The 22,794-nt window shown below is 60.7% G+C and carries 23 protein-coding genes; 14 read left to right on the forward strand and 9 right to left on the reverse strand.

Going from position 1 to position 22,794, the window contains the following annotated elements:
- Positions 1-264: 264 nt before the first annotated feature.
- Complete coding sequence (locus tag CRO46_RS17775; RefSeq protein ID WP_097109147.1) at positions 265-1,320, reverse strand: sugar phosphate isomerase/epimerase family protein; 1,056 nt, start codon at positions 1,318-1,320, stop codon at positions 265-267.
- A gap of 461 nt (positions 1,321-1,781) precedes the next feature.
- On the opposite strand from CRO46_RS17775, the gene CRO46_RS17780 reads away from it, so the two are divergent.
- Positions 1,782-3,059 (forward strand): glycerate kinase type-2 family protein, encoded by a 1,278-nt coding sequence (locus CRO46_RS17780; protein WP_210421544.1) that lies wholly within the window; start codon positions 1,782-1,784, stop codon positions 3,057-3,059.
- 85 nt (positions 3,060-3,144) lie between these two features.
- Here the strand turns inward: CRO46_RS17780 and CRO46_RS17785 are convergent, their stop codons facing one another.
- On the reverse strand, positions 3,145-3,432 hold the full coding sequence (locus CRO46_RS17785; RefSeq protein ID WP_097109148.1) for a hypothetical protein: 288 nt from the start codon (positions 3,430-3,432) through the stop codon (positions 3,145-3,147).
- Positions 3,433-3,990: 558 nt separating this feature from the next.
- On the opposite strand from CRO46_RS17785, the gene mgtE reads away from it, so the two are divergent.
- A complete protein-coding gene (mgtE, locus tag CRO46_RS17790; protein ID WP_097109386.1) occupies positions 3,991-5,364 on the forward strand; it encodes a magnesium transporter in 1,374 nt (457 codons plus the stop codon).
- Between the two features lie 84 nt (positions 5,365-5,448).
- Entirely contained in the window at positions 5,449-5,835 is a 387-nt protein-coding gene (locus tag CRO46_RS17795) for a MerR family transcriptional regulator (RefSeq protein ID WP_097109149.1), read from the forward strand.
- Between the two features lie 33 nt (positions 5,836-5,868).
- Here CRO46_RS17795 and CRO46_RS17800 read toward each other — a convergent pair whose 3' ends face one another.
- From CRO46_RS17800 to CRO46_RS17820, 5 genes are all read right to left on the reverse strand, one after another.
- Entirely contained in the window at positions 5,869-6,333 is a 465-nt protein-coding gene (locus CRO46_RS17800) for a methyltransferase family protein (protein WP_179759111.1), read from the reverse strand.
- A 60-nt stretch (positions 6,334-6,393) separates the two neighbouring features.
- The gene (locus CRO46_RS17805; protein ID WP_244577954.1) at positions 6,394-7,374 is read right to left on the reverse strand and encodes a heparan-alpha-glucosaminide N-acetyltransferase; all 981 of its coding nucleotides are present in this window, start codon (positions 7,372-7,374) and stop codon (positions 6,394-6,396) included.
- 169 nt (positions 7,375-7,543) lie between these two features.
- Complete coding sequence (locus tag CRO46_RS17810) at positions 7,544-8,458, reverse strand: DMT family transporter (RefSeq protein ID WP_097109152.1); 915 nt, start codon at positions 8,456-8,458, stop codon at positions 7,544-7,546.
- Positions 8,455-8,757, reverse strand: coding sequence for a DUF3253 domain-containing protein (locus CRO46_RS17815; protein ID WP_097109153.1), 303 nt, complete (start codon positions 8,755-8,757; stop codon positions 8,455-8,457). Before CRO46_RS17815 ends, CRO46_RS17810 begins: the two co-directional genes overlap by 4 nt.
- Positions 8,754-9,449 carry a DUF599 domain-containing protein gene (locus CRO46_RS17820; protein WP_097109154.1) on the reverse strand — a complete coding sequence of 232 codons (696 nt, stop codon included), beginning with the start codon at positions 9,447-9,449 and terminating at the stop codon, positions 8,754-8,756. The genes CRO46_RS17815 and CRO46_RS17820 overlap by 4 nt, the downstream gene beginning before the upstream one ends.
- A gap of 603 nt (positions 9,450-10,052) precedes the next feature.
- Here CRO46_RS17820 and CRO46_RS17825 point away from each other — a divergent pair.
- From CRO46_RS17825 to CRO46_RS20355, 4 genes are all read left to right on the forward strand, one after another.
- Complete coding sequence (locus CRO46_RS17825; protein ID WP_097109155.1) at positions 10,053-11,453, forward strand: L-serine ammonia-lyase; 1,401 nt, start codon at positions 10,053-10,055, stop codon at positions 11,451-11,453.
- Between the two features lie 108 nt (positions 11,454-11,561).
- Entirely contained in the window at positions 11,562-11,999 is a 438-nt protein-coding gene (locus tag CRO46_RS17830) for a DUF1489 family protein (protein ID WP_097109156.1), read from the forward strand.
- A 90-nt stretch (positions 12,000-12,089) separates the two neighbouring features.
- Entirely contained in the window at positions 12,090-12,854 is a 765-nt protein-coding gene (locus tag CRO46_RS17835) for a hypothetical protein (protein WP_097109157.1), read from the forward strand.
- Positions 12,855-12,859: 5 nt separating this feature from the next.
- On the forward strand, positions 12,860-13,555 hold the full coding sequence (locus CRO46_RS20355; RefSeq protein WP_097109158.1) for a DnaJ domain-containing protein: 696 nt from the start codon (positions 12,860-12,862) through the stop codon (positions 13,553-13,555).
- A gap of 90 nt (positions 13,556-13,645) precedes the next feature.
- Here CRO46_RS20355 and CRO46_RS17845 read toward each other — a convergent pair whose 3' ends face one another.
- A complete protein-coding gene (locus tag CRO46_RS17845; RefSeq protein WP_179759112.1) occupies positions 13,646-15,046 on the reverse strand; it encodes a D-alanyl-D-alanine carboxypeptidase in 1,401 nt (466 codons plus the stop codon).
- A gap of 286 nt (positions 15,047-15,332) precedes the next feature.
- Between CRO46_RS17845 and CRO46_RS17850 the strand changes: the two genes are divergently transcribed.
- From CRO46_RS17850 to CRO46_RS17875, 6 genes are all read left to right on the forward strand, one after another.
- Positions 15,333-15,662 (forward strand): phasin family protein, encoded by a 330-nt coding sequence (locus tag CRO46_RS17850; RefSeq protein WP_097109159.1) that lies wholly within the window; start codon positions 15,333-15,335, stop codon positions 15,660-15,662.
- A 232-nt stretch (positions 15,663-15,894) separates the two neighbouring features.
- The gene (gene clpS / locus CRO46_RS17855; RefSeq protein ID WP_097109160.1) at positions 15,895-16,242 is read left to right on the forward strand and encodes an ATP-dependent Clp protease adapter ClpS; all 348 of its coding nucleotides are present in this window, start codon (positions 15,895-15,897) and stop codon (positions 16,240-16,242) included.
- 10 nt (positions 16,243-16,252) lie between these two features.
- Positions 16,253-18,790 (forward strand): ATP-dependent Clp protease ATP-binding subunit ClpA, encoded by a 2,538-nt coding sequence (clpA, locus tag CRO46_RS17860; protein WP_097109161.1) that lies wholly within the window; start codon positions 16,253-16,255, stop codon positions 18,788-18,790.
- A gap of 286 nt (positions 18,791-19,076) precedes the next feature.
- The gene (locus CRO46_RS17865) at positions 19,077-19,736 is read left to right on the forward strand and encodes a DUF1236 domain-containing protein (RefSeq protein ID WP_097109162.1); all 660 of its coding nucleotides are present in this window, start codon (positions 19,077-19,079) and stop codon (positions 19,734-19,736) included.
- Positions 19,737-19,936: 200 nt separating this feature from the next.
- Positions 19,937-20,665: an AzlC family ABC transporter permease gene (locus CRO46_RS17870; RefSeq protein WP_097109163.1), complete on the forward strand. Its 729-nt coding sequence runs from the start codon at positions 19,937-19,939 to the stop codon at positions 20,663-20,665.
- Positions 20,662-21,033, forward strand: coding sequence for an AzlD domain-containing protein (locus tag CRO46_RS17875; RefSeq protein ID WP_097109164.1), 372 nt, complete (start codon positions 20,662-20,664; stop codon positions 21,031-21,033). The genes CRO46_RS17870 and CRO46_RS17875 overlap by 4 nt, the downstream gene beginning before the upstream one ends.
- 7 nt (positions 21,034-21,040) lie before the next feature.
- Here the strand turns inward: CRO46_RS17875 and CRO46_RS17880 are convergent, their stop codons facing one another.
- Positions 21,041-21,553, reverse strand: coding sequence for a hypothetical protein (locus CRO46_RS17880; protein ID WP_097109165.1), 513 nt, complete (start codon positions 21,551-21,553; stop codon positions 21,041-21,043).
- Between the two features lie 297 nt (positions 21,554-21,850).
- Here CRO46_RS17880 and CRO46_RS17885 point away from each other — a divergent pair, with 297 nt between their 5' ends.
- Positions 21,851-22,789, forward strand: a complete 939-nt coding sequence (locus CRO46_RS17885; RefSeq protein ID WP_097109166.1) for an SHOCT domain-containing protein — start codon at positions 21,851-21,853, stop codon at positions 22,787-22,789.
- Positions 22,790-22,794: the final 5 nt, after the last annotated feature.

Consider the following 22,794-nt stretch of genomic DNA (forward strand, 5'->3'; position numbering starts at 1 on the left):
CGATGATGTTTGTGTAACGCAATGAGGCGGGGTGCCCTGGCTTTTTGACACAAATTCCCCATCCCGGGTTCGCCAGCAGATGATCCGCCAGCTCATCCACGGTCCGGAAACAGATCCCGGTCCGGGATGTGTTGCGACCCAGGCCAGGAGGACTGCAGCGATAGCCTTCCTGCCTCCCGAAGCGATCGAGCTTGGTTCCACCCCCGCGATTGAAATAGTGAGGCTCGAGACGACCGAACTTTCGGTCCTCCACATCAACCCGCATCAGCCGATTCCGAGCATGCGCCGGTTGGCGGCGTCATCGGTGCCGCCATCGGCAAAATCGTCAAATGCCCGTTCGGTGACGCGAATGATGTGATCCTTGACGAATTGTGCGCCCTCGCGCGCGCCGTCTTCCGGATGCTTGAGGCAGCATTCCCATTCGACCACAGCCCAGCCGTCGAAATCATTGGCGGCCATCTTCGAGAAGATTGCACCGAAATCGATCTGCCCGTCGCCGAGCGAGCGGAACCGCCCGGCGCGATCGACCCAGGGCTGGTAGCCTGAATAGACACCCTGCCGACCGGTCGGATTGAACTCCGCATCCTTGACGTGAAACATCCGGATCCGGTCCTTGTAGATGTCGATATTGTCGAGATAGTCCATGCACTGCAGCAGATAATGCGACGGATCATAGAGCATGTTGCAGCGGGCGTGGTTGCCGACACGCTCCAAGAACATTTCGAAGGTGACGCCGTCATGCAGGTCCTCGCCCGGGTGAATCTCGTAGCAGATGTCGACGCCGCACTCCGCGGCATGGTCGAGCAATGGCCGCCAGCGTTTCGCCAGTTCGTCAAAGGCGGTTTCCACCAGGCCCGCAGGCCGCTGCGGCCAGGGATAGAGATAGGGCCAGGCCAAGGCGCCTGAAAAGCTTGCCATCGCGCCGATGCCCATGTTCTTCGAGGCCGAAAGCGCCAGCCGCACCTGTTCGACCGCCCATTCTTGCCGCGCTTTCGGGTTGCCGCGCACTTCAGGCGCCGCAAACCCGTCAAAACCCTCGTCATAGGCCGGGTGCACGGCCACCAGCTGGCCTTGCAGATGCGACGACAGCTCGGTCACCTCGACGCCGTTCTCACGCGCCACACCCTGAAACTCGTCGCAGTAATCCTTGGACGATGCCGCTTTCGCAAGATCGATCAGCCGCCCGTCCCAGCTTGGCACCTGCACCCCCTTGTAACCGCACTCGGCGGCCCATTTGGTGATCGCGTCCCACGAATCGAACGGCGCCTCGTCACCGGCAAATTGTGCCAGAAACAGCCCCGGTCCCTTGATGGTTTTCATTGATCTCTTCCTCCTCATTTCAATTCGCGCCCGCCAGGCGGGGCGGGCAGCTCAGCATGGGGCTTGCACCCGTTGCCTTTGGTGTCGGGCTGCTCCACTGTTCGGCTCGTCTACGGGTTCCTTGATCCCCCTCCAGCCTGCTCGGTCATGCTCCTCATTGCCCCACATGCCATTTCGCGCGGGACTGTAGGCGCATTCTTAAATCGTTTGTATCCCTCCAGTACACTCCCTGCCGGTTTTCGGCAAAACCTTCGCGATCCTCGTCCGCATTGTTGGCCGGGTGCGGAGATTGCTTGCCGCCCGGACCGTGTTCCGATGACGCGCCACGGGATCGTTTGACTTCGTGCACCAAGCTGTCAGTAGTACTGTTTGCAGTGCCCCAGTTCCAGATTTGGAATTCTACGCAGTTCCAGCTAGAGCAGGGCCGCGCTCAATGATCAGGTGAAAGACGGTAGCAAGGCGTGATTGATCCCACCAAGAAACAGTTCCTGACCAAATTGTTCCACGCGGCCGTCGAGCGTGCCGATCCGTATCGGGCGCTGCGCCAGGCCCTGCCGGCCAAACCTGCTGGCAGAACCGTGGTGATTGGAGCGGGCAAGGGAGCTGCACAACTCGCCGCAGCCTTCGAGGACCTGTGGGAGGGGCCGCTCACCGGAACGGTTGTCACCCGCTATGGCTACGCTGCCCCGTGCAGGTCGATAAAGGTGCTGGAAGCCAGCCATCCGGTGCCGGACGAGGCGGGTCTCGACGCCGCGCAGGCCCTGTTCGACGAGGTGACCGGGCTGACGGAAGATGACCTCGTGGTGGCCCTGATCTGCGGCGGAGGCTCGGCCTTGCTGCCCGCACCGCCCGAGGGCCTGTCACTGGCCGACGAGCAGGAGCTCAATCAGGTGCTGCTTGCCTCTGGTGCGCCGATCGGGGTGATGAACGCGATCAGGAAACATGCAAGCCGGATCAAGGGCGGGCGACTTGCCGCCGCGGCCTGGCCGGCCCGGGTGGTCTCGCTGGTGGTCTCCGACGTGCCCGGTGACGATCCCTGTCTGGTGGCCTCGGGGCCGACCGTGCCCGATGCGATTGGCATGGACCACGTCCGGGGCATGGTCGCCGCTTACAACATCGCGCTGCCCGACAAGGTTCGGCAGCATTTTGACAGCGGGCGGGACCTGCCACCGCGACCGGACGATAAGGTTTTCGCCCGCAACGAAGTCCATGTCATCGCGTCTGCCGCACTGTCGCTTGAAGCCGCCGCGCAGACCGCCCGGGACGCAGGTGTCGGCGCCGCCATCCTGTCCGACGCGATCGAGGGCGAAGCCCGCGACGTCGGTCTGGTACACGCCGCGATTGCCCGGGAGGTGGCGGCCCGCGACCGCCCGTTCCCGAAGCCCGTCGTCATCCTGTCCGGCGGTGAAACCACTGTCACCCTGCGCACGAAGGGGAAAGGCGGGCGCAACACGGAATTTCTGCTGTCCGTGGCCTCTGCCATCGACGGCGTCGACGGCATTGCAGCGCTGGCCGCGGACACCGATGGCATTGATGGTTCCGAGGACAATGCCGGTGCCTTTGCAGGAACCGGTACGGCCCGCGAGATGCGGGCGCAAGGGCTCGATCCCCTGGTCAGCCTGGCCGCGAACGACGCCTGGTCGGCATTTGAAGCGATCGGGGAACTGTTTGTCACCGGGCCGACAGGCACCAATGTCAACGATTTCCGGGCAATTCTCGTCGGCGACCTGCCTCTGTGAAACTGGAGAGCGACGAAACGCTAGTCAGCGCCGGCACAGGCAAATTCGCGAATCGCTCACGGGCCGGAGGCCGGGAACAATGGTGTCAGGCTGCGGTATGAACCCTGTGCGAAATCTGGCTGCCGACATAGCTGCGCAACTGAACCAGTTCGTCGTCAAGCTTGGCGGCCTGCTCGAGCAGGTCGTAATCTGCGGGTTCCGAGGAAATTTCGCCATACAGGATGGCCGAGATTCGGCACATATTGTTCAGGCAACCGTAGATCACCTGTTTCTGACGGTTAGGAATGTTGCTGTCCTCGGCCATCCGGATAATTTCCGAAGCCTTGGATTCATAAATTGACTGCAGACTTGCGAGGCGATGCGAGGCTGTCATGCGTAGTTATCCTGAGGGGTGTTATCAGACACACTCAAATCATGCGACAAGAATACTTTTCTACTGAAACTTATAATGTAAGAAGCCATGATTCGCATCGAAATGTCCAGTTTCGCCGGTGACGGCACTCAATCGGCGCAAGCTTCCGGCTCGCGGGTGTATTCGGTTTCCGGTCCCGGTTGCTTGCTCCTGGACGCATGCCACAGGCAAACCCTCCCGAAACCCGGCAGGGGTCGCAGCCAATTCCGCTGTGTTGATTGTTCCCCTCAAGGTTTGCATGCGAGGCCTCTGCGGGCAATTCTTCCGGCTCTGTCCCGGCACCGCTATCCACAGCTAATTTCGCCTGTTCTTTAGGTCATGCTTGAATTAGACAGGATTTGCTGGCCGGAATTGCATCGATTCGATTTGGTTGCCCGCCGGGATGCGACTATGGTGCAGCCATCATCAGCATTGAAACCCCTGGTACGGTCCCGGCCGACCAGAACCTGCCCGCGAGACCTGTCCATGACCGATTCCGCTGACCGCGATGAAGATACGCCTGTGACCCCATCGGACGCGATGGATCACAACGAAATCTATGGCGAAGACGGGTCGATCCGGCAGGATTATCTGACAGCGATCGGGGCGGCGATCGCCGACCGCGATGTACTGTTCCTGCGTGAGCATGTTGTGCGGCTGCATGAATCCGAACTCGGCGACCTGCTGGAATCGATCACTGCTCCGCAGCGTCACGCCCTGGTGTCGCTGCTTGGCGATGATTTCGATTTTGCGGCCCTGACCGAGGTCGATGAGGTGATCCGCCTCGATATTATCGAGGCATTGCCGAACGCCCGGATCGCCGAAGCCCTGGGCGATCTCGATTCCGATGACGCGGTCTATATTCTCGAAGATCTGGACGAGGAAGACCAGAAGGAGATTCTGGCAGCACTCCCCTTCACCGAGCGGGTCAGGTTGCGCCGGTCGCTCGATTATCCAGAAGACACCGCCGGCCGGCGCATGCAGACGGAATTCGTCGCGGTGCCGCCCTTCTGGACCGTCGGCCAGACCATCGACTACATGCGCGACGAAGAAGACCTGCCGGACAGTTTCAGCCAGATCTTCGTCATTGATCCGACCTTCAAGCTCGTCGGCGCCGTCGCGCTCGACAAGATCCTTCGCACCAAGCGGCTGGTGCGCATCGAGGAGGTCATGGACGAAACCCGCTATCGCATCGATGCCGAAATGGATCAGGAGGAAGCCGCGCAGCTGTTTGAGCAATACGACCTTCTTTCCGCGGCCGTGGTCGATGAGAACGAACGGCTGGTGGGTGTCCTGACCATTGACGACGTGGTCGACGTCATCAACGAGGAAGCCGAGGAAGACATCAAGCGCCTCGGGGGTGTCGGCGACGAGGAACTTTCCGACAGCATCCTGTCGACTGTCCGCTCGCGTTTCAGCTGGCTGCTGATCAATCTCGCAACGGCAATTCTCGCCTCTGCCGTAATCAGCCTGTTTGACGCCACTATCGAGCAGATGGTGGCGCTGGCGGTGCTGATGCCGATCGTTGCATCCATGGGCGGCAACGCCGGAACCCAGACAATGACCGTGACCGTGCGGGCGCTCGCCACCCGCGACCTCGATATCTACAACGCCGGCCGAATTATCCGCCGCGAGGCATCGGTCGGGTTGATCAACGGTGTGCTGTTTGCGGTCATCATCGGCGTCGTCGCAGGCTACTGGTTTTCCAGCAACGGCCTTGGCGGAATCATCGCAGCGGCGATGATAGTCAACATGCTGGCTGCAGCCCTGGCAGGCATCCTGCTGCCGCTGCTGCTGGACAAGGTGGGGGCGGACCCGGCCATCGCCTCGGCTGTGTTTGTCACCACGGTGACAGATGTGGTCGGCTTCTTCGCCTTTCTCGGCCTGGCAGGCTGGTGGTTGTCACTGGCTTGAATTGTCACCGGAGTGCGGTGGTCACGAGGCTGGTTTTGACTTATACGTAAAAGTAAGTCGTAACGAGTTTTGGGATCCAAGCTTTTGGACAAGTACTACACAATCACCGAGTTGACCCGCGAGTTCGGGATTTCGACACGGACCTTGCGCTTTTACGAGGACGAGGGGCTGATCCATCCCGAGCGCCGTGGCCGCACCCGCCTGTTCCGGTCGACCGACCGGCGGCTGATTCAGGAGATTTTGCGCGGCCGCCGCATTGGCTTCACCATAGCGGAAATCCGCGAGATCATACAGGTCTACAAGGACCCACCCGGCGAGGCGGGCCAATTGCGGCTGCTGATGCGCAAGGTCGAGGAGAAGCGTGAGGACTTGCGCCAGAAGCGCAGGGATATCGAGGAGACGCTGTTGGAACTCGACCACATTGAGGAATCCTGCCTGACGCGGCTGGCCGAGATCGGCGTCAATACTTAATACCTCGCATCCTCTCCGGAAGATTCGTAGCACTCAGATCCAACGTCTGACTTTGCGGCAATAGGCTTCGAACTGGTACCCGAACTTGGCGAGCAGGTGGTTCTCCTCCCGCCTGATGGCAAGATAATGCGTCATCACGCCGTCGACCGGGGCCAGCAGCAGGAACCAGGCATTCATTGTAACGCAGCCCATGCCTACCAGCAGTACCATGTTGGCGACATAGATCGGGTTGCGGCTCAAGCCGAACGGCCCGTGGTCGACAAGACGGTTTGTTCCACGATTGGGTAGTATCGTTGTGTGCGCCTCGTGCAAGGTGCGCATCGCCCAGAGATCGATGCCGATGGCCCCGATGATCAGCAAGCCACCCAGGATCCGGATGCCGCCAAACTCGAGCGGCAGCGGGACGGTCCGGCCGAGCAGGATGGCTGCCAGTGTGGAGACCAACAGCAGCAAGGGCGGCCAAGGAATGGAATTCGGTCTCTCTTTGTAAATGTTCATCGATCTCAATCCCGATAGAGCAGGAGTGGCCTGAAAAATCATGTCTTACCCAAACTCGTCCTATTTGAACCTGGCGGTGCATTGTTCGGCGATAGCCGGAATGCGGGTGTCTGATTCCTGTGTGATCCGTCCCGTTACGAAGGGCTGGAACAGGTTTTGTGAAAGCAATTCGTCGGTCACGCAGCTGCAAAACTGATTGCAGAAAGCCACGCTGCTGCTGGCCTCGCAGCTGATCCGGCATTCCGAGATGAAGCCGGGCAGCGGGTCCGGAGCGGGGGGCGGATTTATCTGCGAAAACGTCCACACCAAAGCGATCAGCACGGGCTGATGCACCAGATAAAAGGCCAGACTGTGGCGTCCGCAAAATCGTGTTGCAAGGGCGGCTCGGGAAGCGCCGGTTCCGACCGATGCCAGCCGCTCGGTCCAGCCGCGCGATACCGCAAGTCCGGTCAGGCCCATGCCGATCAGGAAGGGGCCAAGCCAGGGCAGCAGCGGCACGAAATCATTGGACCGCGGCGGCACGGTGAACAAGCCGACCCAGGACAGCCACACCGGATTGAAGGCCTCGTTGCGATAGACCGCAGGAAGGATGAGGCAGATTACTCCGATCGCAAGCGTGGCCAGCCAGGGCAGGCGCAGAAAAGCCAGACCGATCAGGCTGCTGGCGGCGATGGCGTGCAGGATGCCGAAGTGGATGAAGCTTCCGGGTATGGCGAGAAAGGTTGCCAGGCTGATCATCGCGGCGGCTCCGGCAACCAGTGCAAGCCGCTTGAGAAAGGCAGCCGGCCTTAGCCGCCAGCCATGCGCCAGAACCAGACTGACTCCTGCGAGGAACAGGAAACTCCCGGCGATCAGCCGGGCATAGGCCTTGAGCAGCCCTTGTGTGCTTGTTCCCGGTTCGAGATAGCCGAAAAACTCGAGATCCCAGCAGAAATGATAGCTTGCCATGGCGAAAAGTGCCAGGCCTCTTGCCAGGTCGAGCAGTTCGATGCGCCTGACCGATGGTGCGGAATATGGCGGGTCGCCGGCAGTGTCACTCAAACTTTTCGCTCCATGAGCCGCATCGGCGGCAGCGGCAAATGGTAGGCCAAAGCTAGGGGCGGTCAATCGGATTCAGCCGCCGCAGCCATCCAGCCTGTGGATCAATCGCGCATGGCCGCACCCGTTCGAAAGAAAAATGCCGCCAGGCAGTAGAGGTCCGGGTGCGGCTTCAACCCGCGTTTTGCGCCGGCGTTTTCCCGCTGCTCACATACAGCCCCGCCAGAACCAGCACCAGTGCCGCCACCAGGCCCACTGACAACGGTTCATCCAGGATGAGCACCCCGAGCGCCACGCCGAAGACAGGAATCAGATTGATCGACAGCGAAAACCGGGTGTAGCCGACGGTCCGGATCAACGAGAACCGCAGGATGTAGGCGATGCCCGTGGGGAACAGGCCGAGAAAGATCAGGGCGCCGATCACCGGGCCTGAATAGGCTCCGGTCGGAAGCCCTTCCGTGATCAGCGCCAGCGGAACGAGCACCACCGAGCCGATTGCCAGAGCCAGTCCGGCAAGCCGCACCGGAGGTATGGTGATGCGCCTGATCAGCAGCCCGGCGGCAACGTAGCAGAACGATGCGCCAAGGGCTGCGAGCTGCCCCATCAGCGAGTTTCCGGAGAGCCCGTTGAACACGCTTGGTCCGACAAGCACGAGGATGCCTGAAAAGCCCAGAAGCACCGACACAAGCTTGCGCCGGGTCAGCCGGTCATCATCGGTCATCAGGTGGCTGCCGATGAGCGCCAGGAAGGGGCCGGTTCCCATTAAAAGCGACAACACGCTGGCTTCGACGCTCTGGCTCGCCCAGCCGATCAGTATGAACGGTGCCACCACGTTCAAGAGCGCCATGCCTGAAATCAGCATCCATTGCGACGGGCTGGCCGGCCAGACCATTCCCCGCCAGATCGCATAGGGCAGCAAGACCAGGAAGCCGATCCCGACGCGGATTGCGGCCAGCGAAACCGGGCCTGTCTCCGGGACCGCCACACGTACCGCGATGAAGCCCGAGGCCAGCATCAAGGACGTCATCACCATGAGACCGAGATCGAGGCGGTTCGGTTCACGTATGGCTGGCGACGGCTGGCTCATGCCGTTTCGCTGGCCGGCGAATTGCCCGCACCGGGCAGTGCCAGTCTGTAGACCCCGCGGAAGGCTGCCGGATCGGCAGGCTTGTTCTTGCGCAGGATGACGATCTCTCCGTTGTGTGCCATCTCGATGGCAACCGCACGCAGCGGCTTCATCAGCCGGCTCCACTGACGTTCGTCGGAGCCCAGAAGTCTGCGGGCTGCTTCGGTTGGTGAAATGCTCTTTCCCGGTGGCAGCTCGGCAAGCAGGTCGAGGATGGCACGGCGCAATTGCTCGGGCGAAAAGGCTTTTTGCTGGGTCAACTCAGTACGGTGTCCTTGAGAATGGCGTCCCGCGCATTGGAAAAGAATTGCCTGCGGAGCAGCACCAGGATCACCAGCGTCGTCGAGCCCATGAGCACGAATGGTCCGGCAAACCAGCCCAGATAACCGATCGACAGGAAGATCGCCCTTAGCCCGGCATTGAAGTGACGTCCGGCAAGCACATTCAGCGACGCGGCGCGATTGGCCGCGGCTTCCAGTTCCTCCGCATTACCTTTGACGTCGTCCTTCATCGGAATCGCGCCGAACAGAATGGAGGAGTAATTGAACAGCCTGTAGGACCATCCGAACTTGAAGAACGCGTAGGCAAAGATACCGATCAACCCGAACAGCTTGATCTCGAAAACCGCAGCGTCCGCCACCAGGGGAATCGGCAGGTCATCGGCAACCGCCAGCACCCGTTCGGTCGCACCCAGCAGCGCGAAACACCCACCGATGGCGAAAATCGTCGTGGAAGCAAAAAAGGCGGTGCCGTTTTGCAGCCCGGTCATGATCGCGGTGTCGATCATGCGCAGGTCACGCCGTGCTGCCACCTGGATCCAGCGCTTGCGGTGCTGGTTCATCGCTGTCGTCAGGCTGACCCGCTTGATCGGGAGATGATTGTTCGATGCCAGCGAGAAGAGGAACCAGGAAATCGCCAACCAGCCGATGGCCAGATAATCATAGTTTGTCATGGGCTGGTTTTGGCATGAAGCGCCACCTGAGGCAAAGCCTTCGTGCGCGCTGCGCGTTTTAATAAAATCTTCATCTCCATGGCCAAACTGTGGGCCTGTCAGATTGTACGGATTTGCCAGCTTCCGTGTAAGTCATTGATCTCACATTGAGCCATGCACAAACGGGGGATCTGATATGAAAAAGTTGTCACAGAATTGCCTTTTTTTGCAGTTGCGTAAAAATTACCAAAACGTTAAACACCCGGTCCTGCGCTGAGCGTGCCCCCCGGCGGCGACGCGGCCAGAGTCACAGTTTTATCACCGGAGTGATCATGGAAGAGACCGCACAGAAATCCTGCTGGGGCATTACCGCCCGCGCAGTGATTGGTTTTTCGGGTATTCTCGCACTGGCCTACCTTTTCGGCGGCATCTGAGCGACAGAGTGATCTGACAGAGGCAGCGCCTGGCCACCCGGTCGGCGCTGCTTTTTTGTGTCCGGATTTCAGGTGGTTCCCTGATTCTGGTCACCAGTGTCGCTTGAGCGGCATCAGGAGTCGGTAGATTGACGTGCGGAAGCGCAAACCGCATGTAAGCTGTGCGAACATACCGGAGCTTCCGCGAACCATGTTTCTTTCAGTCTTTGATGTCTTCAAGATTGGCGTCGGCCCATCGAGTTCCCACACCATGGGGCCGATGTCTGCGGCCGTGCGTTTTCTCAACGAGGTGGCGGGGCCTGACTGGCCTCGTCCTGCCGGCGCCAGAATAGACCGCATCCGGGTCAGCCTGCACGGCTCGCTGGCGTTCACCGGTGTTGGCCACGGCACGGGCAGGGCAGTGGTGCTGGGCCTCACCGGCGAGTTGCCGGACCAGGTCGACCCCGACCGCATGGATGAGATCATCGCCGGCGTTGAGCAGGACCGGAAGATCAGTCCTCCGGGCCATCCCGACTACCATTTCGACCCGAAGGCGGATTTGGTTTTTGACAAGAAGCAGGCCCTTCCCGGGCATGCCAACGGCATGACGTTTTCCGCCCTCGACCCGGACGGCAACACGCTGCTGCGGCGAATCTATTATTCGGTCGGCGGCGGATTTGTCGTCTCCGACACCGAGCTGGAAGCAATGAAGAGCAAGACAAAGGCTCCGGTCGACAAGGCCGTTCCGTATCCTTTCCGCAATGCCAAGCAGATGCTGGAGATGGCGGCCAGGACCGGGCTGACCATCGCCCAGATGAAGCGCGCCAACGAGGAAATTCACATCTCGGGCGAAGAGCTCGATGCCGGGCTGGACCGGATCTGGAGCGCCATGAACGGCTGCATCGACCGCGGCCTGTCGGGCGAGGGCATCATGCCGGGCGGGCTCAAGGTGCGCCGCCGCGCGCGCATCCTGCATGACAAACTTCAGGATGAATGGCGGCAGAACCGACGCAACCCGCTGCTCGCCAACGACTGGCTCAGCGTCTATGCCATGGCGGTCAATGAGGAGAATGCCGTGGGCGGCCGCGTCGTCACCGCACCGACCAACGGCGCGGCAGGCGTCATCCCGGCCACCATCCGCTACGTCATGCAGTTTCATGACGGCGCCGATCAGCAAGCCATTCGCGACTACCTGCTGACTGCGGCCGCCATCGGCGGCATAATCAAGCACAACGCCTCGATTTCCGGTGCCGAAGTCGGCTGCCAGGGCGAAGTCGGATCGGCTGCTGCTATGTCTGCGGCGGGTCTGGCCGCCGTCATGGGCGGCACGCCCGAGCAGATCGAAAACGCCGCCGAGATTGCGCTCGAGCATCATCTCGGCATGACCTGCGATCCGGTTGGCGGGCTTGTCCAGGTCCCCTGCATCGAGCGCAATGCGCTGGGCGCGGTCAAGGCAGTTACCGCCGCGTCGCTGGCGATGAAGGGAGACGGCAAGCACTTCGTGCCGCTCGATGCCTGTATCGAGACCATGCGGCAGACCGGTCTCGACATGAACGAGCGCTACAAGGAAACCTCCACCGGGGGCCTCGCGGTCAACGTGGTCGAGTGCTGACATTCGGGCAAGGACAAGAGGCGTCCTGATCGCACGCTCTGTGGATGGTGCCGGGTTTGGTCTGCACCCGTCTTGACCCGGGAGCACCGGCACCCGATGTAATTGGATATGGCACTTCACCTACTGAAACTATGTGTCGGCGCGGAAAGCGTCGAAGATCAGCGTGACTGGATAGAGCGCCGTCTCGCCATGGCTGTAGCAGCCGCGCAGACGCCGGAGCAAATTCACACCACCCGCATGGTCCCCAAGCGCGCCGCCGAACTCGTCGACGGCGGATCGCTCTACTGGGTGATCAAGGGCAACATCCAGGCCCGTCAGCGTTTGCTCGAAATTCGCCCCTTTACCGACGCAGACGGCATTTCGCGCTGTCATCTGGTCCTGGAACCGGTTCTGCACGAGACCTCCTGGGCTCCGCGCCGCCCGTTTCAGGGCTGGCGTTATCTCGATCCCAAGGATGCGCCGCCCGATCTTGCGGCTTCTGGCGCCGATGGCGAGGACCTGCCACCCGAACTCAAGCGCGAATTGGCTGGCCTCGGACTTCTGTAGAACGGACTTGCCACCCGGGACTTGTGTTATCCGGATAAAGCGCCACATTGAGGATAAATGCAGCAACCGATGAGTTGATACCCGGATCCCATGGCCAAAGACAAAACCGGATCTGACAATGCCCTGTCAAAACGCAGTGCCGCCGGGTCTGCGGGCAATGTGCCTGTGTCATCGCGCTCCGAGATCGCAGCCTTCCTCTCAGCCGCTAAGTCTGTCGTTCCCGCAGCCACCGGTTCCGGACGACTGGCCTTTTCGCTTGATGCCACGATGAGCCGTCAACCGACCTGGGACAGCGCCTGCAAACTTCAGGCGGAGATGTTCGACGCCGTCGGCAAAACCGGCGGTCTGTCTGTGCAGCTTGTCTATTTCCGCGGTCTTGGCGAATGCCGCGCCTCACGCTGGGTCGACGACACCCGCCAGCTTGCCGATCTGATGTCCCGAATCGACTGCCGAGGCGGCCAGACCCAGATCGGACGGTTGCTGCGCCATGTCGCCGACGAGGCCAGGAAGAACCCGGTAAGCGCGCTCGTCTATATCGGCGATGCGATGGAAGAAGACATCGACAAGCTCGCCGTCATCGCTGGTGAACTGGCCCTGCGAAAAGTGCCATGCTTCATGTTTCATGAAGGCCACGATCCGGCTGCGGCAACGGGATTTCGCGAAATTGCCCGTGTCACCGGCGGCGCCTATGTCCGCTTCGATCAGAATGCCGCATCGGAACTCGCGGCATTGCTGCGCGCTGTCGCAGCCTATGCGACCGGCGGCCGGCTGGCGCTGGAAAGATCGGGAGCAAAGGCCGCTCAGCTGTTGCTGGAACAGCTCGGACCGGGACCGTCCGGGGATGGAGGATCCTAACGATCATGAGTGCGATTGCGGTGTTTTTGGGTGGGCTGCTGATCCTGATGGCTCTGGTGGCGGGCGTGCTCAGCGTCAAGCCTTCCGCCCTGGCCACTACCCTGCGCTATGGCTTTCCTGTCGCCGCTGCGGGGGTGGGGGCTGTCCTCACCCTGCTTGGACGGGCCGGGCTCGGCATTCCGCTGCTTATGTTTTCCGCAGTGCTTTATACGCGCGCGCGTCGCGCTGCCCGCGCCACACGCCAACCGGGCGGCCAATCCTATGTCCGTTCAGCGGCGCTGGAAATGGAGCTCGATCTCGACACCGGCGAGATGAACGGCCTGGTGCTGGCGGGAAGCTTCGAGGGTGCCGAACTCAACCATCTCGACGAACCCGATCTTATGCAACTGCATGCTGAACTGGCCGCCGATGCCGAGAGTCTCGGTCTACTGGAAGCGTATCTTGACCGCCGAACGCCCGACTGGCGTGCCAGCTTTGACATGGATGACGACGCGGGCGTGGGAGCTTCGCATGGCTCGGGCGCCATGACACAGAAGGAGGCTTACGAGGTCCTTGGTCTTGGCCCGGGGGCGAGTGAAGCCGAGATCCGCGAGGCGCATCGCCGCCTCATGAAGCGGATGCATCCCGATGCGGGCGGGTCTGCCTTTCTTGCTGGCCGCATCAACGAGGCCAAAGCTGTTCTCTTGAGTCGACATGACTGAATTCCCCGAATACGCAGTACAAAAAACGTGGATAGTCCGGGACTGGGACTCCCGGACGCAGCGCTGAACAAGCGCTGCGCATTTTTCAGTTCAGTTGGCTGTTGCCCAACAGGCATAACCCTTCTTCTTCAGTGTGGCGCAGGCGCGCGTCGCGGCAGCCTGACCGTCAAATCCGCCGAACCGTGCCCGGTACAGCTGCTCATTGCCCTTGGCATAGGCCATCGTGAACGGCTCGGTGCCGGTCAGCGAGTTACCGCCAGCGTCCTGTGCCTCGGTCAGCAGCGCCACTGCCGCATTGCGGTCCGGCATCGCGCCGATCTGGATCATCCAACCGTCCCTGGGGGCGGTCGACGCGGTGGTGACCGGATCGATAGCCTCGTTCGGCGCGGCTGCCACCGGCATTGGCGGGACCACAGCCGGGGCTGGCGTCGGGATGGCGACTTTCTGAGCGATCAGCGAATTGACCAGCGCGGAGCGGCCTACGACCGGTTCCGGTGTCGGCGCCGCATAGGCGAAGGCCAGCCGCTGATTTGCCTCATGTCGTTGCGACGGCACCGGCCCAACCTTGGGAAGCTCCAGCGCTGCAACGTCGATGGCCATGTTCGTCATCGCGCCACGGGCAATCAGATTGCCGGAGCCGCGGGTGGAGGCCTTGGGCAGATAGCGTGCGATCAGGTCTTTCATCTGTGCGTTGCGGCTGGCGCCCGTACGCCCGCCCATGACGACGGCGACAATCGAGCGGTCCCTGTCGATGACCGATGAAACCAGGTTGAAGCCGGATGCGCGGGTATAGCCGGTCTTGATGCCGTCGACGCCACGTACGGTGCCCAGCAGCCGGTTGTGATTGCCCATCCGGGTCTTGCCGAACGTAAAGGAGCGGGCGGAAAAATACTTGTACTGCCGCGGATAATGTTCGCGCAGGGCGATCCCGAGCCGGGCCATGTCCCGTGCGGTCGTCACCTGCTTCGAGTTCGGCAGTCCGTGGGCATTGTGGAACGTGGTTTTCGACATGCCCAGTGCGCGGGCCTTGGCCGTCATCATGCGGGCGAACTTTGCTTCTGAACCACCCAGGTGCTCGGCAATCGCGGTCGACGCGTCATTGGCGGATTTGGTCACCAGCGCATAGATGCCTTGCTCCACAGTGATCGAGCGGCCGGTGCCGACGCCAAGCTTGGTCGGCGGTTCCTTGGCTGCATTGGCGGAGAACTTGATCCGCGTATCTAGCCTGATGGCGCCGCGCTCAAGCGCTTCGAACACCAGGTAAAGCGTCATCATCTTGGTCAGGGAGGCGGGATAGCGCAGCTCGTCGGCATCGTGGGCATACAGTGTCTTACCTGTCTTGGCGTCGACCACAATGCCTGCATATTTCGAATTGGCGGCTGCCGGCGCGCTTCCCAAAGCCAGTGCAAGGCCAACAAGGGCAAGCAATTGGAGCACGGAGGAGGAAAGGGCGGCAAACCGGTCGATTGAACTCAATTTACGCTGGTACACTGGAACTCACTCATGAACTTGCGGGTGAAAGGGTTTCTGACCGACGCCCTCCATGATCAGTCATTGTGGTGGATCTTAGTGCGCCGTCGTTACCAATCCGTTTATGATGAATCATTCCTTTCCGCAGTCCGTCCCGAAAACGCTCAGGACAAAAGACCTCGCTGTGCCCGAGTGAAACGGGAAAATCCATCTGAGGTTTTGGTGCGACGCACAATATAGCTTGACAATTTTGTGCGCTGCACCTAAATCTCGGTCACCAACTTCCCCAACGAGAGGAAACCTTGAGATGATGAATTTTGACAGCACTTCGAAGATGAGCAAGGAAGCCATGGACAGCATGCTGACCACGATGTCCTCGATGACCAAGGGTTTCCAGCAGATCGCTGCTGAAGCGACCGAATATTCCAAGAAGTCCTATGAAGACGGCACCGCCACTGTCGAAAAGCTGGTCTCTGCCAAGAGCCTCGACAAGGCGATCGAAATTCAGACCGACTACGCCAAGAATTCCTACGAGGCATTCGTTGCCCAGGCTACCAAGATGAGCGAACTCTACGCCGACATCGCCAAGGAAGCCTACAAGCCTTTCGAAAAAGCTGCCGCCAAGGCTTCCGCCTAAGCGCTGGTAGCGATCAGCCGCGAACAGCGGCTGAGCGAAAATTTTCAACCCGGCCGCATACTCTGCGGTCGGGTTTTTTCGTCAATCCCTACGCCGATGGAAATCTCTTCCTTCCTCAATCAAGGGGGCTTAAAATCCCCGCAGGAAAGACTAAGTTAGGTGCAATGCCCGGTGCTTCGTTTTCGCGCGCGCCGGGTGCACATGACAGGATTTGGCCAGAGTGATTGAAAGCATGAATCTGATACGCTTGCAGGCGGACAAGAAAAGCGATGGCGGGGACTCCGGAAGGGGCACATCCGTCATCACTCGGACCAAGCCGCAGCTGAAAAAACCCAGCATGTACAGGGTCTTGCTGCTCAATGATGACTACACCCCGATGGAATTCGTGATTCACGTATTGGAGCGCTTTTTCCAGAAGGACCGCGAGCAGGCCACCCGGATCATGCTGCATGTGCACAATCACGGCGTCGGTGAGTGCGGTGTATTCACCTACGAAGTGGCGGAAACCAAAGTGACCCAGGTCATGGATTGTGCACGCGAAAATCATCATCCGCTGCAATGCGTGATGGAAAAGAAATGAGGACCTGAAATTGCCTAGCTTTTCAAACAGTCTCGAGAAGGCGATCCATCAGGCGCTGACCTATGCCAATGAGCGGCATCACGAATATGCCACGCTTGAGCATCTGTTGCTGGCGTTGATCGAGGATCCGGATGCGGCGGCGGTCATGGGCGCCTGCAATGTCGACATCGACCAGCTGCGCCGCACCGTCAGCGATTACGTCGATAAGGAACTCGGCAATCTGGTGACCGGTTATGACGAGGATTCCAAGCCGACGTCGGGCTTCCAGCGGGTCATCCAGCGTGCGGTGATTCATGTCCAGTCGTCCGGTCGCGAAGAGGTGACCGGTGCCAATGTGCTCGTGGCAATCTTTGCCGAGCGCGAAAGCCACGCTGCCTATTTCCTGCAGGAGCAGGAAATGACCCGCTATGACGCGGTCAACTTCATCTCACACGGCATCGCCAAGCGCCCCGGGGCCGAAGAAGGCCGTCCGGTGCGCGGGGTCGAGGAGCCGGAATCCGAGTCCGCGAAAACCGATGGCGTCGGCGAGGAAGCCGGCAAGAAGAAGGGGCAGGATGCGCTGAGCGCCTATTGCGTCAATCTCAACGAGAAGGCCAAGACAGGCAAGATCGATCCCCTGATTGGGCGCATGAGTGAGGTCAATCGCACCATCCAGATTCTCTGCCGCCGCTCCAAGAACAATCCGCTCTATGTCGGCGATCCCGGTGTCGGCAAGACGGCAATAGCGGAAGGGCTGGCCAAGCGCATTGTCGAGGGCGATGTCCCCGACGTGCTGACCGATGCAGTGATCTATTCGCTCGACATGGGCTCGCTCCTTGCGGGAACCCGTTACCGCGGTGATTTCGAGGAGCGCCTCAAGCAGGTGGTCAAGGAACTTGAGGACCTGCCGGACGCGGTGCTTTTCATCGACGAGATCCACACCGTGATCGGCGCCGGCGCCACCTCGGGCGGTGCAATGGACGCCTCCAACCTGCTGAAGCCGGCTCTGTCGTCGGGCGCCATCCGGTGCATCGGCTCGACCACCTACAAGGAGTATCGCCAGTTCTTCGAGAAGGACCGGGCTCTTGTGCGCCGTTTCCAGAAGATCGACGTGTCCGAACCGACGATTCCCGATGCCATCGAGATCCTCAAGGGCCTGAAGCCCTATTTCGAGGAGTATCACAGGGTTGGCTACACCGACGATGCGATCAAGGCTGCTGTCGAACTCTCGGCGCGCTACATCACCGACCGCAAATTGCCCGACAAGGCAATCGACGTGATCGACGAGACCGGCGCCGCGCAGATGCTGCTGCCTGAAAAGAGCCGCAAGAAACAGCTGACCGACGTCGAGATCGAGAACACCATCGCCACAATGGCCCGGATTCCGGCCAAGACGGTGTCGAAGGACGACACCGCTGTTCTCGCCAATCTCGACAAGGAGCTGCGCTCGGTGGTCTATGGCCAGGATACCGCGATCGATGCGCTGACCGCGGCGATCCGCCTGGCCCGCGCCGGCCTGCGCGAACCCGACAAGCCGATCGGTTCCTACCTGTTCTCAGGCCCCACGGGCGTCGGCAAGACCGAAGTCGCCAAGCAGCTGGCCTCGTCGCTGGGCGTCGAACTTCTGCGCTTTGACATGTCGGAATACATGGAGCGCCACACCGTCTCGCGTCTGATCGGTGCGCCTCCCGGCTATGTCGGCTTCGACCAGGGCGGGCTTCTCACCGATGGCGTCGACCAGCATCCCTACTGCGTGCTGCTGCTTGATGAAATCGAAAAGGCCCATCCGGACCTGTTCAACATCCTGTTGCAGGTCATGGACCACGGCTCGCTCACAGACCACAACGGCAAGAAGATCGATTTCCGCAACGTGATCCTGATCATGACCACCAATGCGGGTGCGGCCGATGCAGCCAAGGCGGCAATCGGTTTCGGCTCTTCCAAGCGCGAAGGCGACGACATGGAGGCGATCAACCGGCTGTTCACGCCGGAGTTCCGCAACCGTCTCGATGCCATCATTCCGTTTGCATCGCTGCCGACTTCGGTCATCAACATGGTGGTGCAGAAATTCGTGATGCAGCTGGAAGCCCAGCTGGCCGAGCGCAACGTCACCTTCGATCTCGGAGAGGACGCGGTCGCCTGGCTTGCCGAGAAAGGCTATGACGAGCGCATGGGCGCCCGGCCGCTTGGCCGCGTCATCCAGGAGAACATCAAGAAGGAACTCGCCAACGAGCTTCTCTTCGGCAAGCTCAAGGATGGCGGCACGGTCAAGGTCACCGTCGGCGAAAAAACCGATGGCAAGCATGGCCTGATCCTCGAGGCGGTTCCGGCCGAAGCGCCGGTCAAGCCCAAAAAGGAGAAAGCGCCGGCCCGGAAGCGCGCTCAGGCCAAGGCCAAAACCGGCACAGCGGAGTCCAAGTCGACGCGCAAGCCTCCAGCCGGAAAGGGGCCAGCCAAGACCAAGAAGCCGGAGCCCGACGGCGCCGGAGAGGCAAGCGCGGCCGTTGCCGACAAGCCGGCGGCCAAGAAAACGTCCAGCGCTGTACCCAAGGTGCCGCGCAAGAAGTAGTCCTGGCGCAACAGGTCCAGTTCGGAAATTCTTTTGAGAAATGTCCGGCCCCGCTTGCAACCGGGGCCGGATTGCGTTCGGGCGCGGGATGTCGAAGGCCCTGTCACCCGGCCAAGCGGAAATGGCTCGCAACAAGGTAAAATAAGTGGCAGCCATAGTCTTCGAACGGCCATGAAAAGAGCAAACATGTGGCGGGAACGAAAAGCTGGCGAGCGAATTGTTGCGGCATAAGCGCCGGGCTTATCTGATCGGGATAGCGGCGGCTTATCGGACAAAGGAGTTATCCATGCGAAACAACATTGTTATGACCGCTGCTGCCGGCCTGACCGCAGCTCTGCTCTCGAGCACCGCCGCCATGGCGGACTTCAATGCCACTGCAACCACCGACCTCAACATTCGCAGCGGCCCCGGACCGCAGTACGAAGTGCTGGGCGCCATTGCGAACTCCGATACCGCCACCGTCAAAGGCTGCATTGAAGGCAGCAAATGGTGTCAGGTCAGCTATAACGGCACGACTGGATGGTCGTATTCGGAATACCTTTCGGCTGATTTCGATGGTCAGCAGACCGTAATCTCGATGGCGCCGCAGACGGCCGTTGTTCCCGTGGTCGAGAATAACCAGGCTGGGACCAACGCAACCGTTGGCGCCGCCGGAGGCGCAATTGCCGGTGCGTTGATCGGTGGTCCTGTCGGTGCAGCAATCGGCGGCGTCGCCGGTGCGACCGCGGGCCTGACGGCATCGCCCCCGCCGACCGTGAAGACCTATGTCACCGAAAACCGGATTGACCCGGTCTACCTCGAAGGTGAGGTCGTGGTCGGTGCTGGCGTTCCCGACACCGTCAAACTGTACCCGGTTCCCGATTACGAATATCAATATGTCTACATCAACGGTCAGCCGGTCCTGGTCGAGGCAGGCACCCGCCAGATCGTCTATGTCTACCGCTAAGCGGTAACGCGACGCTGTCAAGCGCCTTCGGGGTACTGCCCCGAAGGCGTTTTTGTATTCGGACACCAACCTGTCTGCGAACGCGACCGTTGCACCCTTCAGATGTCCGCGAGCATCTCCCCGGACAGGCCGGTCAAGCCGTCCGCAAAAGCCCATGCGTGCTGCTTTCAATTGCTCTCGATTGAGGCTAACAGAACAATATGACAGTTCACCAAGGCGGCGGCGCGACTTACTGGTTTCTCAAGGGCGCGCGCGGCATTGCATCTCTTCCGGCCATCATTCTCATGAGCGCCTTTGTCGGTTTTTGCGGCTTCGCCGTTGAGGCCGGCGTCCCGCTCGGTGAAACCGTCTTCATGACCGGCATGATCTGGGCGCTGCCGGCCAAGGTCCTTCTCGTCGGCTCGATTCTTGCCGGTGTGTCGCTTCCCGCAGCCTTCTTGACCGTGGCGCTGTCCTCGATACGGCTGATGCCGATGGTGGCAGCGCTAATCCCCGAGATCCGCACCCAGAAAACTCCGACCTGGCTGCTGCTGCTGCTGTCGCATTTCGTCGCGATCACCGCCTACGTCTTCACCATGGAGCGCATCCGAAATGTGCCTTACGAGCATCGGGTGTCGTTTTTCGCGGGCTTCGGCATGACTGTCACGACGGCCAACATCATTCTGGTTGCGGTGATCTACTCGACAGTTGCCAATCTGCCGGCCATGGTCGCGGGGGCCCTGTTCTTTCTCACCCCGGTCTATTTCCTCACGTCGATCTGGGCGTCGACGCGCGACAGGGCAGGGCACATCGCCATGGTTGTAGGCCTCGCGCTTGGGCCCTTGTTTCACCAGGTCGCTCCGGAATTCGATATTCTTTACGCCGGCGTCGTTGGCGGAACGCTGGCATTCATCATAGACCGTGTCTGGAAAGGCGGGGCGCGTACATGATCAGCTATCAGAGCTTCGAAGCCTGGTGGTGGCCCTATGTGTTCATCGCCATTGCCGGCTGGCTCGCCACCGATATCTGGCGCTGGCTTGGCGTGCTGATCGGCAATCGTCTGAAACAGGATTCGGCCGCCCTGACCTGGGTTCGCTCGGTCGCTACCGCGCTGCTTGCCGCGGTGATCGCCAAGCTCGTGCTCTACCCGGTCGGCGAGCTGCAGAACGTTCCGGTATCGGTGCGTCTGGTCGCAGTGGCTGCAGGTTTCGCCGCTTTCCTGATCAGCGGCAAGCGCATCTGGGTGGGCATTGCCGTGGCGCTTGGCCTGCTTGCCGGTGGCCAGTTCCTGACCGGCGCACTCATTGATGCCGGATAGGGCAACGCTACTTCTCGAAGCGCTGCACCACCCATGAATAGCTGTCGGTGACCACATGAACCGGCTGACTGACAAGCGCCTTGACGCTCGCCTTTTCCGGCAGCGCTTCCCGGACCAGGTTTAGCACGCGCGTGGTGATGCCGGGTTCGGTCTCGGTCTCCGGTTCGGGCAATGCTGCCATCTCCTGGCCGAAGAGATTTTCCGGGCCGGCTTGCGGGATATCGGCCTTCGGAACTTGCTGGTTGGATGCAACCGCTGTGCCGGAGGACAGCGGGTCCGGTAGTGCGGGCTCCTGCGCCGGTTCGTCGACAAGTTCTGCCAGACCGGTATCGCCGGGGGTCTGGCACACCGCGACGACAACCGGGTAGTTCAGGTCGGAGTAGGTGCTCAGCCTGTCTTCGGAAGCCGCGTCGCAGCTTTGTACGGTCGCCCAGCGTTCATCGCGCGTTTCGACAAAGTGACACTGCGTTGCCGAATCGTCACATCCCAGTATTGTCATGATGATAAGGGCGGCCTGCATGATAACCTCGTGGATCTGGAACTGGACCTGGAATGCTCATGGCGCTTCAATACCGCGAAAAAAAGGCAACGACTGCGACTTGCTGTCGGTCCGAAACCGATAACCGTCGCGGTTGGCTGGAAAACGCCGATGATCGGTTCTTTCGACCCGGACCTGTATCCCAGGCTTGTCGATGGTCCTTGCGCCCTGTCATTCAGATAATGCGCTTGTTCAGATCTGGACAACAAGTCATTACTAATGTTGAATGTATCGGTTCTGCGCGACGCTGATCGGGCGGGCCCAACAGGAGGTTGCAGATTGACCCAATTGACCGAAGAGGGCCGCAAGGCTCTTGCCGATATTGCAGCCCGTCATGGCGTCAGTGAAGACGGTGTCGAACATCTGCTGATGGCATTGATCGCCGGACAGGGCACCCAGGCGCAATTCAATCATCCGGAGCTCGGCGGCATGGGCCAATGGTCCCAGGGCGGCATGACCATGGTCGGCGACATGTTCAACAACGCGCTGAAGGCCAAAGTGGATGCGCTGTGCACGGACGTGGCGCAATCGATGCGGCAGTCGGCATTGCTGGACGTATCGTCAGCCCCGGCATCGCAGTCTCAATACCAGGGTGACGGCGCGAGCCTGTCTGTCGGCGGTGCAACGCCGGGCAACTGGTGGCCCGCGGGCCTTGGTCATGCGGCATCGAACGGTGCCCAGAACCAGATGCGTTATGCCTGGTTCCCCGACACTGCCCGTCTTGCCATCGATACCGGGGATGGAAAGGTCCGTGTTTACGATACGGCAGACCACCGCATCGGTGGTTTTTCGCAGCAGCAGTCAGCAGATCAGTCACTAAGCTTTACCTCCCAGTACGGACTGGTGAAGCTGTCCGATCTCAGGGAAATCGACCTGGAGCAGCCCGGTGACGCTGGCACCGGAGCGGTGAACGGGAAGAGTGGACCGGCCTTGTCTGAAGCGCTTCTGAAGGCGGCCAGCGAAACCCGTCCCGCCGCTCCATCGCTGTCAGCCGCTGGCCCGGCCCCGGACAGTATTGAGCCGTTGCAGCCCAAAGCAACAACGCAAGACCCTCTCCGACTTGATGAAGCCGAGGCGAAAACCGAGGCGGCGTCAGGTGCGGTGGACGAATTCGATATCTTCGCAAAGATCGAACGGTTGGCGAGCCTGCACGCCAGGGGCATTCTCAGCGATGAGGAATTTCAGTCCAAGAAGGCCGAGTTGCTGGCAAGAATCTGATGCCG

The sequence above is a fragment of the Parahoeflea halophila genome, assembly GCF_900220985.1.
Lineage (GTDB): Bacteria > Pseudomonadota > Alphaproteobacteria > Rhizobiales > Rhizobiaceae > Hoeflea > Hoeflea halophila.